This window comes from Gottfriedia acidiceleris, from assembly GCF_004138285.1.
In the GTDB taxonomy this organism is placed as follows: Bacteria; Bacillota; Bacilli; order Bacillales; family Bacillaceae_G; genus Gottfriedia; species Gottfriedia acidiceleris_A.
The window spans coordinates 30,785-45,821 of sequence record NZ_SCFN01000013.1; the positions used below are offsets into that span (position 1 = coordinate 30,785).

14 protein-coding genes are annotated in these 15,037 nt (G+C 35.2%); 11 read left to right on the forward strand and 3 right to left on the reverse strand.

All coding sequences use genetic code 11. The annotated features are described in order from the left end of the window. Positions 1 to 310: 310 nt before the first annotated feature. The 5 genes from menE to EP747_RS17360 all read left to right on the forward strand — a co-directional run bounded on the left by menE (position 311) and on the right by EP747_RS17360 (position 6,477). Complete coding sequence (gene menE, locus EP747_RS17340) at positions 311 to 1,825, forward strand: o-succinylbenzoate--CoA ligase (RefSeq protein WP_129691350.1); 1,515 nt, start codon at positions 311 to 313, stop codon at positions 1,823 to 1,825. A 33-nt stretch (positions 1,826 to 1,858) separates the two neighbouring features. Then, on the forward strand, positions 1,859 to 2,914 hold the full coding sequence (locus EP747_RS17345) for a TauD/TfdA family dioxygenase (protein WP_129691351.1): 1,056 nt from the start codon (positions 1,859 to 1,861) through the stop codon (positions 2,912 to 2,914). An 87-nt stretch (positions 2,915 to 3,001) separates the two neighbouring features. Continuing rightward, a complete protein-coding gene (locus tag EP747_RS17350) occupies positions 3,002 to 4,291 on the forward strand; it encodes an MFS transporter (RefSeq protein WP_129691352.1) in 1,290 nt (429 codons plus the stop codon). A gap of 98 nt (positions 4,292 to 4,389) precedes the next feature. Continuing rightward, a complete protein-coding gene (locus EP747_RS17355) occupies positions 4,390 to 5,388 on the forward strand; it encodes a TauD/TfdA family dioxygenase (protein WP_129691353.1) in 999 nt (332 codons plus the stop codon). Positions 5,389 to 5,532: 144 nt separating this feature from the next. Then, positions 5,533 to 6,477 carry an alpha/beta hydrolase gene (locus EP747_RS17360; RefSeq protein WP_129691354.1) on the forward strand — a complete coding sequence of 315 codons (945 nt, stop codon included), beginning with the start codon at positions 5,533 to 5,535 and terminating at the stop codon, positions 6,475 to 6,477. Positions 6,478 to 6,574: 97 nt separating this feature from the next. On the opposite strand, the gene EP747_RS17365 is transcribed toward EP747_RS17360, so the two are convergent. Further along, positions 6,575 to 7,348, reverse strand: a complete 774-nt coding sequence (locus tag EP747_RS17365; RefSeq protein WP_129691355.1) for an SDR family NAD(P)-dependent oxidoreductase — start codon at positions 7,346 to 7,348, stop codon at positions 6,575 to 6,577. A gap of 472 nt (positions 7,349 to 7,820) precedes the next feature. Between EP747_RS17365 and EP747_RS17370 the strand changes: the two genes are divergently transcribed. Both EP747_RS17370 and EP747_RS17375 read left to right on the forward strand, forming a co-directional pair. Beyond that, positions 7,821 to 9,110 carry an MFS transporter gene (locus tag EP747_RS17370; RefSeq protein WP_129691356.1) on the forward strand — a complete coding sequence of 430 codons (1,290 nt, stop codon included), beginning with the start codon at positions 7,821 to 7,823 and terminating at the stop codon, positions 9,108 to 9,110. Positions 9,111 to 9,139: 29 nt separating this feature from the next. Further along, positions 9,140 to 9,328 carry a hypothetical protein gene (locus EP747_RS17375; protein ID WP_129691357.1) on the forward strand — a complete coding sequence of 63 codons (189 nt, stop codon included), beginning with the start codon at positions 9,140 to 9,142 and terminating at the stop codon, positions 9,326 to 9,328. Between the two features lie 63 nt (positions 9,329 to 9,391). Here EP747_RS17375 and EP747_RS17380 read toward each other — a convergent pair whose 3' ends face one another. Continuing rightward, entirely contained in the window at positions 9,392 to 10,297 is a 906-nt protein-coding gene (locus EP747_RS17380; protein WP_129691358.1) for a LysR family transcriptional regulator, read from the reverse strand. 143 nt (positions 10,298 to 10,440) lie between these two features. Between EP747_RS17380 and EP747_RS17385 the strand changes: the two genes are divergently transcribed. The 4 genes from EP747_RS17385 to EP747_RS17400 all read left to right on the forward strand — a co-directional run bounded on the left by EP747_RS17385 (position 10,441) and on the right by EP747_RS17400 (position 14,111). After that, positions 10,441 to 11,229: an SDR family NAD(P)-dependent oxidoreductase gene (locus EP747_RS17385; RefSeq protein WP_129691359.1), complete on the forward strand. Its 789-nt coding sequence runs from the start codon at positions 10,441 to 10,443 to the stop codon at positions 11,227 to 11,229. A gap of 191 nt (positions 11,230 to 11,420) precedes the next feature. After that, entirely contained in the window at positions 11,421 to 11,897 is a 477-nt protein-coding gene (locus tag EP747_RS17390; RefSeq protein ID WP_129691360.1) for a 2,4'-dihydroxyacetophenone dioxygenase family protein, read from the forward strand. Between the two features lie 211 nt (positions 11,898 to 12,108). Beyond that, positions 12,109 to 12,891: an SDR family NAD(P)-dependent oxidoreductase gene (locus EP747_RS17395; protein WP_129691361.1), complete on the forward strand. Its 783-nt coding sequence runs from the start codon at positions 12,109 to 12,111 to the stop codon at positions 12,889 to 12,891. A 44-nt stretch (positions 12,892 to 12,935) separates the two neighbouring features. Next, on the forward strand, positions 12,936 to 14,111 hold the full coding sequence (locus tag EP747_RS17400) for a thiolase family protein (protein ID WP_129691362.1): 1,176 nt from the start codon (positions 12,936 to 12,938) through the stop codon (positions 14,109 to 14,111). 93 nt (positions 14,112 to 14,204) lie between these two features. Here EP747_RS17400 and EP747_RS17405 read toward each other — a convergent pair whose 3' ends face one another. Continuing rightward, a complete protein-coding gene (locus EP747_RS17405) occupies positions 14,205 to 14,972 on the reverse strand; it encodes a TSUP family transporter (protein WP_129691363.1) in 768 nt (255 codons plus the stop codon). Positions 14,973 to 15,037 lie beyond the last annotated feature (65 nt).

Sequence of the window (15,037 nt, forward strand, 5' to 3'; positions counted from 1 at the left end):
AGTTATGATAAGGAAATACGATAGTAAGAAAAAGAGTCTATAAACTAACTAAAAATAAACAGAGCCTTTTTAAGTTTGGGCTTTGTTTTTTTATTTTAGAGCTAGCTGAATGAAGAGTTAATGAATCTCAGTGGAACCTTATTATATTGAACAACGATTTTAATATTAGTTAGACTTACATACAAATTAAAATCTTTAATTTTATTTCATTTTTATTTATGAGTATACTTAGAGTAGTAATATTTTAAATATTCAAAATAATTAATTTATAAAACGCTTCCAAGCGGTTGAAAGGGGGAAAATTCACTTAATGAGTAATAACTTATACGAAAACTTAAATAGAAGCGCAATTAATTTCCCGGATAGTATCGCTTATATGTATGGTGATCAGTGTGTTACATACAGGAAATTAAATCAGCTTGTAAATCAATTTGCTACGGGAATGTCTGCACAAGGAATCGGCAAAGGAGATGGAGTTGCCCTTTTATTAGGAAATAGCCCAGAATTTCTTATTGCATACTATGGAATTTTGCGACTAGGTGCATTTGTTGTTCCAATTAATCCTTTGTTTACCCAAGATGAAATCAGCTACATATTGGAAAATAGTCAAGTAAAAGCGGTTATTGCTCATGAATCTGTTGAGCCAATGTTATCAGAAGTAAAGAAACAGTTGGTTAATCTAAATTTAGTCATTTATACAGAAGCAAAGAAACAGGAATGGACATGGGAGCACCTTATGAAACCGAGTACAAGTGTAAGTGGAAGTCCATTCGTTGATCAAGAAGATCTAGCAGTTATTCTGTACACTTCGGGTACTACAGGTAAACCAAAGGGTGCAATGTTAACACATCGAAATTTGGCATCGAATGCAGATTCTATTTCAAAATTGCTAGAACTGGATGAAAACGACCGAGTAGTTGCTGTTCTGCCAATGTTTCATGTTTTCTGTATGACAGTTTGTTTGAACGCACCGATTGCTTGTGGCTCAACAGTTTTAATTCAGCCTAAATTCAGTCCTGTCGATGTAGTCAATACCATTCAAAAAAGAAATGCCACTGTATTTGCAGGAGTACCTACGATGTACAATTTTATCAATCAATTACCTGAAGCTTCGTCAGAGCATTTCAAATCCATTCGTATTTGTATTTCGGGTGGTGCTTCGATTCCTGTAGAGCTTCTGCAAAAATTTGAAGGTAAGTTCAACGTACCTATATTAGAGGGATATGGACTTTCGGAAACAGCGCCACTTGTAGCAATTAATCCGTTAAAAGGAATTAGGAAACCAGGTTCAATCGGTAGAAATATTCCCGCTGTTCAAATCAAAGTAGTAGATAAATTTGGAGAAGAATTGCCAATAGGTGAGGTTGGAGAATTAGTTGTTCAAGGACCAAATGTAATGAAGGGATATTTAGGGATGCAGGAAGCTACATTGGCCGCTTTTAAAAACGGGTGGTTTTACACCGGTGATCTCGCAACAATGGACGAAGATGGATATATCTACATTGTTGACCGAAAGAAGGACATGATTATTGTTGGAGGTTACAATGTTTATCCTCGTGAAGTGGAAGAAGTACTATATCAACATCCCGCAGTTGTAGAAGCAGCAGTAGTTGGCGTACCTAATAAAGAATACGGAGAAAATGTAAAAGCATACGTCGTAGTTAAAGATGAACAGCTTACAGAGAACGATATTATTGAATTTTGTAAAGATAAGCTAGTTAAATACAAGCTTCCTAAATATGTAGAATTTTTTAAAGAGCTACCAAAGAATTCAACTGGGAAGATTTTGCGTAGAGAGTTAAGAGAATTGACTGAAGTAAAGTAAACAACTAAATCATTCATAAAGGGAGGATTCATGATGTCAACAATTTTAAAGGAAAAGGTTAAAGGGCCAGTAGCTTGGAAAGGAACAGACTTAGCAAAAGATGAATCTTGGATTTATTACTTATCTGAGGAAACAATTGTTGAGCTTGAAAATGCACTAGTTCATGTAAAACAAAAGGGGTTAAAAGCACCAAATTTTAACAAAGAAGACTTCCAAGTGCCAAATCTTTTAAATGAAATTGATTACTTTGTTGAAGAACTTGAGAACGGAAGAGGATTTCTATTAATTCGAGGTTTACCGATTGAAAGATATACAGACGAAGAAGCAAGCATCATTTATTGGGGTCTAGGCCTTCATATGGGTACTCCAGTATCGCAAAATGCTAATGGTGAACTTTTAGGGCACGTTAGAGATCAAGGTCTTAGTTTAGAAAATTCAAACGTTCGCGGTTACCAAACGAAACTGCATCTTCCTTTTCACGCTGATGGTTCTGATGTAGTAGGTTTATTAAGTCTACGAAAAGGGAAATCAGGGGGGGAGAGTAGCATTATAAGCTCGATGGCAGTTTACAATGAGATTCTAGAGAAGAACCCTGAATATTTAGGAATACTTTGTCGTCCGTTTAACTTTGATCGCCGTGGAGAAGAGGGGCCAGGAGAATCGCCAATATTTACGTCACCAATTTTTAGTTACTATGATGGAAAACTAAGTTGCCGATATGTTCGTTTATTTATCGAATCAGCACAAGCGAAAACGGGTATCAAGTTATCAAAAGTTGAAATCGAAGCATTAGATTTACTGGACTCTCTTCTTCATGATGAAAATTTACATTTTAATATGATGTTAGAGCCAGGCGATATGCAATTTGTAAATAATTATACGGTTCTTCATTCACGAACTCAATACGAAGATTATGAAGAACTAGATCAAAAACGCCATTTATTAAGATTATGGCTCACGATGCCAAATGGCCGTGAAATTTCTCCGGATTTTGCAATGTTTTTTGACGAAAATACTGGAAAACCGGGTCGTGGCGGCGTACCTGCTCGTAATAAAACAGCGGGCGGTATTGTTGAAACATTAAAGTAATTTTACTTCTGTAAGAATGAGTGTGAACACCTTTTTCTATTTTGGAAAGGGTGTTCCTTAAATAGTGAAAAGTGAGGATATACTTGTATGTCAAGAACTCCAAAGTACGCTTGGGTAATCTTATTATTTCTAGTTCTTACCGGTATGATCAACCAAGTAGATAAAATTATCATTGGTTTGGTTTCCGTTCCTTTAATGAAAGAATTACATTTAAGTCCAACAGAATGGGGAGTTGTAGGAAGTTCATTTTTTTGGTTTTTTACATTTTCCTCAATGATACTTGGAGGAATGGCTGATTCGAAAAATACGAAAAAAATGTTGACTTGGCTGTCATTGGTTTGGCTAATTGTTCAGTTTGCAACTCCTTTTGCTTCTAGCCTAACTTTGCTTTTGATAACAAGAATGTTTTTAGGATTAGGTGAAGGTCCAGCCCCAGCTCTTTCTACAGCAATCATGGGGAAATGGTTCCCAAAACATAGACATGGTATAGGTTTTGGTGCGGTTCTGTTAGGAACGACCGGGGGTTCGGCAATTGCTTCTCCATTATTAATATCATTAATTGATAAACATGGATGGAAATCGGCATTTTTAGTGATGGGTGTTCTTGGACTGCTCGTGTTAGTTTTATGGTTAATTTTCGGTAAAGAAAGTCCAACAGAAATTGGACTACTAGCCATTCATCAAACGGAGCACAGGTCTAGCCTTCCTAAAGTATCAATGCGACAGTTTTTTCCGCATCTATTTTCTAAAAACTTTATATTAACTGTTTTGTGCGGTGGTTGTGCATATTGGTTACTGTCCATTCAGGCCGTATGGTTCCCGTCTTACTTTACAAAAATCCAACAGTTTGACTCTCAGACTTTAAAACTAGCGGTATCTTTGCCTTTTCTTTTTGCAGCTTTTTGCCAAATTGGATTTTCTATGCTATCTGATCGTCTTTACCGTAAAACAGGCAATATTCGTAAAGCCCGAATTAATCTTGCGGGTTTCATGATGATGTTATCAGCTATTTGTCTATATTTAGCGATAATCGTGAATTCAGTTACTATGTCTATTGTTTTTTTTACACTTGCACCTGGTTTTGCGTATGTAATTCTTTCACTTGCTCCCGCTATATTGATGGAGTTCTTTTCTCCCGAAAACATTGGAAAAGCACAGGGAGCATTCATTGCCTTTGCAAGTATATCTAGTATTATTGCTCCACTAGTCTTCGGATACTTTATCCAACATGCCCTAACTGAAGCAATTGGTTATAATTACGCGTTTGGCTTTTCTTCATTAGGAATGCTGATTATAGGTATCGTATTTTGGCTTGGAGTACATCCCGCAAATCAAAGAAACGCAATAAATGAGTCGGGGGAGCAAATGAGTAATTAAAGAAAGATCTACAAGTACTTAAAATATGAGTTGAAAATAATAGTTTTAAATATTTGGCTATTAAATTAGTAATCTTCAATTTCGAAGGAGGAGTTTTAATGTCAATCATTTTAAATGAAAAAATTCAAGGGCGATCTGCATGGAAAGGTATTGATCTTGCTAAAGATGAATCATGGATATATTTTTTAACCGACACAACAATTGCTGTACTTGAGAAGGCTGTATTATGTGTTCAACAAAGGGGGTTAAAAGCACCTGATTTTAAAAAAGAAGATTTTCCAATTCCTGATCTAGCTGACGAAATTAAGTACTTTGTTGACGAATTAGAGAATGGAAGAGGTTTTCTCTTAATCCGTGGATTGCCAATGGAGCGTTATTCCGATGAAGAAGCAAGTATCATTTACTGGGGGCTTGGACTCCATTTAGGACTGCCAATCATCCAAAGTAAAAATGGCGAACTCCTAGGTCATATTAAAAATGTAGGCAAGGACTTTAACGATAATTCAAAAGTACGTGGTTACCAAACGAATGTACATCTTGATTATCATACAGATCTTGCTGATGTGGTTGGATTACTATGTCTTCGTAAAGCAAAATCTGGTGGTTTAAGTAGTATTGCAAGTGCGATGTCTATTTATAATGAAATTCTGGAAAAACACCCAGAATATCTTGAAATTCTCTATCGCTCATTTGCCCATGACCTTCGCGGAGAGGAAACGCCAGGTCAATCACCTGTTGTTCATTCACCAATCTTTAGCTACTTCGATGGTAAATTAAGCTGCAGATATATTCGCCAGTATGTCCAATCAGCACAAACGAAAACTGGTATCCTTTTGTCGGATGAGGAAATTGAAGCATTTGATTTTATTGATTCCCTTACTCATGATAAAAACTTCCATATCGATATGATGATGGAACCAGGTGACATGCAATTCGTTAATAATTATACTGTTTTCCATTCACGTACTCATTTTGAAGATTTCGAGGAAGAGGATAAAAAACGTCATTTATTAAGATTATGGCTGATGATGCCAAATGGTCGTAAAATTGCTCCAGGTTTTGAGTTTTATATTGGTGGAGCACCCATAAATAGCTAAGAACTAGTGGGAATTTAGCTTATTAAGTAATTGGTGATTTTATTCAGCGATAACGTGAATAGGATCACCAATTTATCATTTAGATTGACTAATTGTCTGGATAAAAGTAAGTAAAGTAATTAAAACGAGAGAGGTTGATGTTGTTTGGCAAAGTTAGATTCGCAAGCAGAGAAGTTTTTAAATGCATTAAAGCAAATGCCACCTATTCATGAACTAGACCCTAAAACTGTAAGAGAAATATTATCAAAGTCACCACGTCCTCTTATAAATTTAGAAACACTATCAAAAGTAGAGGACTTTATGATTCCGGTAAGCAATGATGAAGAAATTAAATGTCGAGTATACATACCAAAAGGTTCAGGCCCATTTCCAATATTCATATACTACCATGGTGGTGGATGGGTACTCGGAGATATTGAATCAACGGACGCAAGCTGTCGCATAATTGCTAATAGAACACAGAGCATCGTTGTATCCGTAAACTATCGCCTTGCACCGGAGTATAAGTTTCCGACAGCAGTGGAAGATGCGTATTCAGCTTTGGAATGGGTCTATGAAAATGGCATTCTCTTTAATGGGGATGTCTCTAGATTGACAGTTGGAGGGGATAGTGTAGGGGGAAACCTTGCGACAGTTGTGACAATGATCGCAAGAGACAGGAAGGGTCCCAGCATTGTTGCACAAGTTTTAATTTATCCTCCAACAAATCTTGAGTTTAATACAGAATCACATCAAATGTTTGCAAAAGGATTTGGTTTAGATCGAGAACAGCTAATTTGGTTCCGAAATCATTATTTAAGAAATGAAGAGGATAAGATGAATAGGTACGCTTCTCCATTAATAGCAAAAGACTTAAGTGACCTCCCACAAACGTTAATCATTACAGCGGAAAATGACGTACTCCGTGATGAGGGATTGGCTTATGCTAATCGGTTGAAAAAATTTGGAGTTCAGGTTGAATATGCTTGTGAATACGGAATGATTCATGGCTATTTTGCACATGTGGCTATTTTTTCTAACAATATTGAATCAACGGTTTCTAAGATTGATAAATTTTTACGTACAGTAAATAATACATTAAAGATCTAAAATGAAAAGAGCCTCATTAAATTATGAATGAGGCTCTTTTTCTTTGATGATTAACTTATAAACTATGAAACCGTTAAAAGTATTTCAACCTAGTATATTAGAAATAAACGGTATTTCCAATGCCGCCAGTTACAGGAACTACTTCTCCAGTAATCGATGCTGATAATGGAGATGCTAGGAAGGTGACAACATAAGCAATCTCCTCTGGGGTAATCAAGCGACCGAGAGAATTTAGTGATTTTACTTGTTGAATTGCTTCCTCATTAGTCACTTTATCTCTAAACGTTTCGGTATCAACAATTCCAGGATATATTGCATTGACGTTAATTCCATGCTTCCCTAATTCCATTGATGCAGATTTTGTTAAATGGACGACAGATGCATTACGTGGCCCAGAGCTAAAGTAATTGCCGCCAATCCTAGCAGCTAGTCCACTGATATTAATAATTCGTCCCCACTTGTTTTCAATCATATATGGCGCAACGGCTCTAATACTACGAAAATACCCCATATATTTTTCTTCAAAATCCTTTATAATAAGTTCTTCTTTAATACTATTAAAGTCTTCTGGCTCATGTCCTCCAACACGGGCTCCACTGTTAATTAATATATCTATGCTACCCATTACTTCCGCTGATTTTTCTACTAAATTTAAGATTGAATCTGGATCGGTAGTATCTGCCACGATTGGATAGATATTTCGATTAGTTTCTTGTGCCAGTTCCTCTGCGGCAAGTCTTAATGTGGATTCATTTCTTGAACAAATCGTACAATCTACACCTTCAAGTGCTAGTTGGCGTGCAACAGCTTTACCAATACCACGGCTACCCCCTACAATCAGTGCCTTTTTTCCCGATAACTTTAAGTCCATTGTTCAGCCTCCAGTTCGATTCTATAGTACTACAAAAAAATTGAATGATTTAGTATTTAGTCATTTCTATCTTAATTCTACCTATAAATAATATTTATATAAAATTAAAGATTTTAATTTGTAATTTAATTGTGCTAATATAATGTGGTGTTAAAATTTCCCATGTACAATGGTGTATATTTCATATATTAGTAGTATTTACATGAAAGTTAAAATGTTTAATTTTATTTAACTGAAAATTATGAATATAATAAATATAAAGAATATTGATATGTAATTAAAGTTATGAAATGAATCTATGTAAATAAAGGGGGGAAGGGCATTTTTTAATTTGATAGAGAAGGTTATAGAGTAATTTGTAAGCGCTTTACCAAAGCGTAAAAATTGTTAATTTGTTATAAACGTTTTAGTTAGAAAACAGGTTGCTTTTTAGAGATGTTCAATAATTAGAAGGAAAGAAAGGGAGATTTTTTTGAACACACCAAAATATTCTTGGATTATTTTATTAATTCTAGTTGCTTCTGGCATGGTCAATCAAGTTGATAAAATCATCATAGGTTTAGTTTCGGTTCCGTTAATGAAAGAATTACATTTAAGTCCATCACAATGGGGGTTAGTTGGAAGCTCGTTTTTTTGGTTCTTTACGATCTCTTCTTTCATTCTTGGTGGCATGGCTGATTCTAAAAACACAAAAAAGATGTTTACTTGGATTATGTTAATATGGTTAATCGTTCAATTTACAACACCTTTTGTATCTAGTTTATCTCTACTAATATTTTCTAGAATGCTATTGGGAGCAGGGGAAGGACCAGCTATTTCTATTTCAACTTCAATAATTGGAAAATGGTTTCCTAAACATAGACATGGTATTGGTTTTGGGGCAGTGCTTTTTGGAGCTACAATTGGACCTGCAATTGCTTCTCCGCTATTAATCTCACTAATTAATCAATATAGTTGGAGAGCCGCTTTTGTAGCAATGGGAGCAGTCGGATGTATTGTTCTACTTTTATGGATGATTTTTGGAAAAGAGAGCCCAAAAGATATAGGGATCTCTACATATGAGCAAGAGGATAAAAACACAGTGATCCCAAATAAGGTTTCATGGAAGCAGTTTCTTCCACATATTTTTTCGAAGAATTTTATTTTCACCGCTATTTGCGCAGGCTGTGCATATTGGTTATTGTCTGTCCAAGCGGTTTGGTTTCCAGCATACTTTTCGAAAGTTCAACATTTTGATGGTAAAACATTAAAAATGGCAGTGTCTTTACCTTTTCTCTTTGCAGCTATATGCCAAATTGCATTTGCCCTAATTTCAGACCGCATTTACCGAAAAACTCAGGATATTCGTAAAGCAAGAATAAATCTTGCAGGAACTTCAATGATGTTATCCGCTATTTGTTTATATATTGGAAGTGTCGCAAATTCAAGTGCAATTTCCATCTTGTTCTTCATCCTTGCACCGGGTTTTGCAATTGTCATTCTTTCTCTAGCGCCAGCAATGTTAATGGAGTTCTTTTCACCTAAAAACATTGGAAAAGCTCAAGGGACATATGTTGCTATATCAAGTTCAACGAGTATTATTGCTCCTGTTATATTTGGTAATTTTATTGAAAATGCAGGAAGTGAGTCAATAGGATATGGTTACGGATTTTTGGTGACGTCTTTAGTCATGTTTGTTTTCGGATTAATTTTTTGGATCGCCGTGCGTCCTGCTAAGCAACCAAGCACTACGATCAAGGTAGAGGAACAAGTCATTATATAAAAGTATGAAGTAATCGAGGAGGAAAGATAATGTGTAAAAATAGAAAAGTTTTAGATGGAATTGATTGTTGTGTAGAATGTCATGAAGAATTATCTATTATGGAGAGAAATCGTAGTAACTGCTGGAGTTGCCAGGATAAAATAACTGAAACTTATGCTGATGACCACATCAATATAGAAACAGAGGTCAAAACTGAGCAAAATACTAGTTCGAGATAAAAATAGATTCGAATAAAAGGAGAAGCTCCCGCGTCCACTTTGAACGCAGTTGCTTCTCTTTTTTTAACTTTTAATAATTTCCGATTTTAGAAAATGAATATATTTGTTTGCATATGTAGATAAATGTTTATCCTCTGATCGAACTAATCCTAAAGAAATGTTAACAGTACTATGGTTCACTAAATCGATTGGAATAATATCACCATTAATGACGGATGGATAATTTTGCATGACAAAATCAGGAGCAAATGTAATTGCCAAATTTTCATTGACGGCTTGGAGAAGTCCAGCCATATTATTTGTTGTAAAAAGAATTTTCAAAGGTTTATATTTTTTAAAAAAATCTTGGATAAAATATTGCATTAATTCTCCCTTATATATGACGAGGGTTTGATTGAAAATGTCTTCTGGGGTTACAGAACCAAGAATGGCTAAAGGAGAATGCTTTGAAACGTATACCTTTTGCTTCCCATCAAGGAGTGCTTCAAAAGCGATCCCTTCCATATTTACCCCTAAATCACTTGAATAGGTAATTAGCCCAAAATCAGTCTTATGCTGTCTAACATCATCAATCACTGATGTACCACTTTTTTCAGTAACCTCAAGATTTACATGAGGATAATCATGACTAAATGAAGAGATTGCTTTAACGAGAAATGTCATTAAGCCAGGTAAAGAAGATATGTTAAGCTCACCCACCTCGGTGGAGTTAAATAGGTTAGCTGCCTCTTTTATTTCTTCAAGTTTTTTTTGAACTTCATAAGCAAGTTTTAAAATGACTCTGCCTTCATCAGTTGGGACAGCACCATGTCCCCGTGAACGTTTAAATACCTTAATTTCTAGCTCTTTTTCTAAGTTAGTTATAGACTGGCTAATTGTTGATTGAGTCACGTGTAGATTTTGTGCAGCTACTGACAAGGAACTGTATTTTGCGACTTCAACAATATAAATAAATTGTTCAATATTCATGGTTGTCCCCTTTTTTTGAATATTAGTGATACTAACTTACATATTAAAATCTTTAATTTTTTTTCATTATAATTTATATGTATAATCAATATCAATAAGATTTTTAAAAATTAGAATATTCTAAATTCAGGAGGAAGAGTAGAATGTCATTAGCACAATTGTTTGATTTAACAGGAAAGACAGCGATCGTTACAGGAGGCGGAAGTGGACTAGGACGTGTAATGGCAATAGCTTTAGCAGAAGCGGGAGCAAATGTAGTAGTTTGTTCTAGGCGTTTAGAAGTTTGTGAAGAAGTCGTGAAAGAAATAGAAGCATTAGGCAGACGAGCTTTAGCTATATCATTAGATGTAACTAGTCCCAAATCAATTGAAAAGGGATTGGAACAAGCTATTTCCCAATTTGGAAGCATCGAAATTTTAGTAAATAGTAGTGGAACTGTTTTTGAAACGCCAGCAATAGAAATGCCTTTAGAACAATGGCAATCTATGCTTGATACGAATGTGACAGGAACTTTTTTAATGTGTCAGGCAGTCGGGAAACATATGATTAATAACGAATATGGAAAAATCATCAATATTTCTTCTAGTATAGGCTTTAAAGGTGTTGACCCTGAAGCTGTAGATTCTGTTGGATATACAACAAGTAAGGGAGCTGTTATGACTTTAACAAAGGACTTAGCAGTTAAGTGGGGGCGCCACGGCGTTAATGTAAACTCAATTGCTCCAGGAGTTTTCACTACAGGAATGAATAACCCAGAAATACCTGGAACACTTGTACATAAAGCAGGTCCATTCATTGCTACTCAAGTTCCACTTAGAAGATTAGGTAGTGATCATGATTTGGTAGGTGCAACCCTTTACTTTGCTTCAGCAGCATCTGACTATTGTACAGGACAAATATTAGTTCTTGATGGTGGTCTTGGTGCTAAGTAAATTTCTTCAAAGTAACTTAGCAATGTAGATTAGCCAAACTTATAAACAAGTTAAAAATACTAATTTTACTTTACAGAAAATTATAAATATACTGATAATAACGAATTCGAAATAGTTTTTAGTTGGCTTACCACTGTAAGGAACTACTCTAGACGAATTTAAAAAAACATAAGTTGGAAGAGGGGATTTAAGTGAGTAATGTAAAGGATGTTAAAGAAGTAGTAGTACATCATGCTGGAAATATTAATGTAGAAGAATTGCCTTGGATTCCTTATTTTGGAGATTCAAAGTTTAAATTACTTAAAGCAAACCCTGTAACAGGGCAAACTCTTACATTATTATATGTACCTGCGAAAATGCAGCTTCCTGCACATTTCCATCCTGGAACAGTTATTGTATATACTGTTCAAGGTACTTGGAGATATCTAGAAGAGTCTTGGATTTCTAAACCAGGTGACGTTGTTTATGAGCCTGCTGGATCGAAACATACACCTACAGCTGTTGGTGACGAAGATGTTATTACCTTTAATATTGTAGAAGGAACATTGGATTACATCGGTGAGAATGGCGAAATTCTTGCTAGAGATAATTGGGAAACATTCCTAAATAGATACTATGAATATTGTGCAGCTGAAGGTATCGAACCTGTTGATGTGACTAAATTTTAAAAAATAGTGAAAAGAGAATCTGAAAACGTCCAGTGACGAAAAGGATTCTCTTTTCTTATGAATAAAAATCTTAAGATTTTTATATATAAGCAAGACTTACTTGTAAATTAAATTCTTTAATTTTATTTAACTATTACTTATGAGTATAATTAGTTACAAATTAATATTTTTAAAATTTAGAATATTTAAATACGAGGAGGCTTATCTAAATATGCCAGCTGAAACAGTGTTAATTACAGGCGCTACAAAAGGTATTGGATTGGAATTTGCAAAGATCTTTGCAGGACATCGCTATAATTTAGTTTTAGTTGCTAGAGATGAGTTGTTGTTGGAAAAACAAGCTGGTTTTTTAAAAAAGGAATACGGAATAGAAGTGAATACTTTTGTCGGTGATCTAAGTAATCATGAAACCGTAGAGAGCTTGTATACATACCTAAAAAGGGAAGAAATCAATATCGATATATTGATTAATAACGCCGGAGCGGGCGGATTAGGGTTAATGACAGAATTAGATATTAAGAAAGAAATAGAATGTTTACAGCTGAATATGATTTCCTTAACTTATTTAACTAGACTTATAGCGGATGAAATGATTAAGCGAAATCACGGTAAAATTTTAAATGTTGCTTCAACGGCAGCTTTTCAACCAACTCCACGGATGTCGATGTATGGGGCAAGTAAATCATATGTTTTATCTTTTACAGAAGCGATAGCCGAAGAACTAAAAGGTACCGGGGTTCAAGTTAGTGTATTATGTCCCCCGTCAACAAAGACACCACTTACTGAGGGACTTGCTTCAACAGGAACAAAAATTTTCATTAAAAACTTAATGGACCCTAAAGCAGTTGCCAAGTGTGGTTACGAAGGCTTAATGAAAAATAAAACTGTGATTATTCCAGGCTTTAAAAATAAACTGATGGCAAAATCTGTTGGAATACTGCCAAGGAAGTGGGTAACTACTTATACCCGAAAGATGATCGAGGAAAAAGTGTAAGTACCATATTTGAGATTAAGATATAAAGAAGAGAGGGATCGTAAATGCAGAATGTATATTTAGTTGAAGCGCTCAGAACTCCAATTGGGTGTTTCGGAGGCTCATTAAAAGATGTAGGTGCTGTACAGCTTGCATCAACAGTTATTAAGGAGGTATGGCAACGATCTGGTCTATCTGCTGATTGTGTTGATGAAGTAGTATTAGGTAATGTTCTAAAGTCAGGGCTTAAAGGAAATCCAGCAAGACAAGCCGCAATTAATGCTGGTTTACCTGTTTCTATACCAGCCATTACAATAGATAAACAATGTGCATCTGGACTGCGAGCAATTACATTAGCCTATCATCAAATACTAGCTGGAGATTCAAATGTTGTAATAGCTGGAGGGACGGAAAGTATGAGTAATGTCCCACATTTAGTAATGAATGCAAGATGGGGACAAAAAATGGGAGATTTAAGGACAGTAGATGCAATTTTTCATGACGGGCTTCACTGTGCAATAGAAGGTTACCATATGGGAGTTACAGCTGAAAATTTAGTTGAAGACTATCGTATATCGCGCGAGGAGCAAGACATTTTCGCTTTAGAAAGTCAGCAAAAAGCGATTAGAGCTAAGGAGCAGGGCAAATTTGAAAAAGAAATTGTTCCAGTTACGATTCAAACTAAAAAAGGGCCCATTTTATTTAAAGAAGATGAGAACATAAAAAATACTAGTCTAGAGAAACTACAAACTCTTAAAGCAGCTTTTAAAGAGAATGGAACAGTGACAGCTGGGAACGCTTCATCATTAAATGATGGTGCTGCTGCAGTCATTGTTGCATCTGAACAAGCAGTTCGAGAATATGGTTTAAAACCGCTTGCCAAAATTCGTTCGGTAGCAAGCGCTGCTGTTTCTCCTTCGATTATGGGAATTGCTCCAGTTCCAGCAACACAAAAAGCACTGCAACGAGCAAATCTAACGATACAGGATATAGAATTGGCAGAGATCAATGAAGCATTCGCTGCACAAGTACTAGCAGTAAATAAAGAATTAAATATATCAGAAGAAATTATTAATGTAAATGGAGGAGCTATTGCATTAGGACATCCAATCGGTTGTTCAGGTACAAGAATTGTAGTTACTTTATTACATGAATTAATACGTCAAAAGAAACAAATTGGTTTAGCAACTTTATGTGTAGGTGGCGGGCAAGGAGTTTCAATTATCATAGAAGCTGTATAATCTAACTAAAAAGAAAACGGTAAGCAAATTCTACAATAATTTGCTTACCATTTTTTACACCAATCTAATTCGGTTTGAGCGTTAAGGATTATCTTAATGAAGATAATCAAAAGTATTTTTTGCTAATAAGATAAAGGTTACTGTAATAAAAAGGATTCGAACGTAGCCACTTCCTTTTTTAATAGCGAATTTTGAACCACAAATTGCACCTGCTATTTGTGCAAGTCCCATAGCTAGCCCATAGGCATAATGAATTTGTCCCAAGTACATAAACATTAATAATGCAGCTATATTACTACCGAAATTTAAAAACTTTGCGTTGCCTGCAGCTTTTAAGAAATCAAACCCCATCATTAAAAAAGCAAATATTAGGAATGAACCAGTTCCAGGCCCAATGAATCCATCATAAAAACCAATACCAAAAATTAAAAGCATAAACAGAAAAATACGAGTAACTGAGAGATTTTTATTAGTAGTAGTATCTCCCCAATCTTTCTTAAAAATAGTATATATTGCGACTGCTGCAAGCATAACGAGCATAAGAGGCTTAAGAACTGTAGGATCAATTAAATGAACCGTCCAAGCTCCCAAAATGGAACCAATAAAGGTGAGTGGGAATAACTTATAGACAGATTTCAAATCAAGCTTTCCAGAACGATAGAACATGATTGTGCTCGTTAAAGAGCCGATTGACCCAGCTAATTTGTTCGTTGCGACAGCAGCAGCTGGAGATAGACCAGTAAATAATAATACTGGCAAAGTAATTAGCCCACCGCCTCCAACTACAGAATCAATAAATGCAGCTAAAAATCCAAATACAATTAAAGTTAATAATAACGACGGATCAATATGGAATATCATCAAATCTACCTTTCTTTTATTTACTAATTTGATAGTAGTTAAAATATAAAACAATGTAAATCATT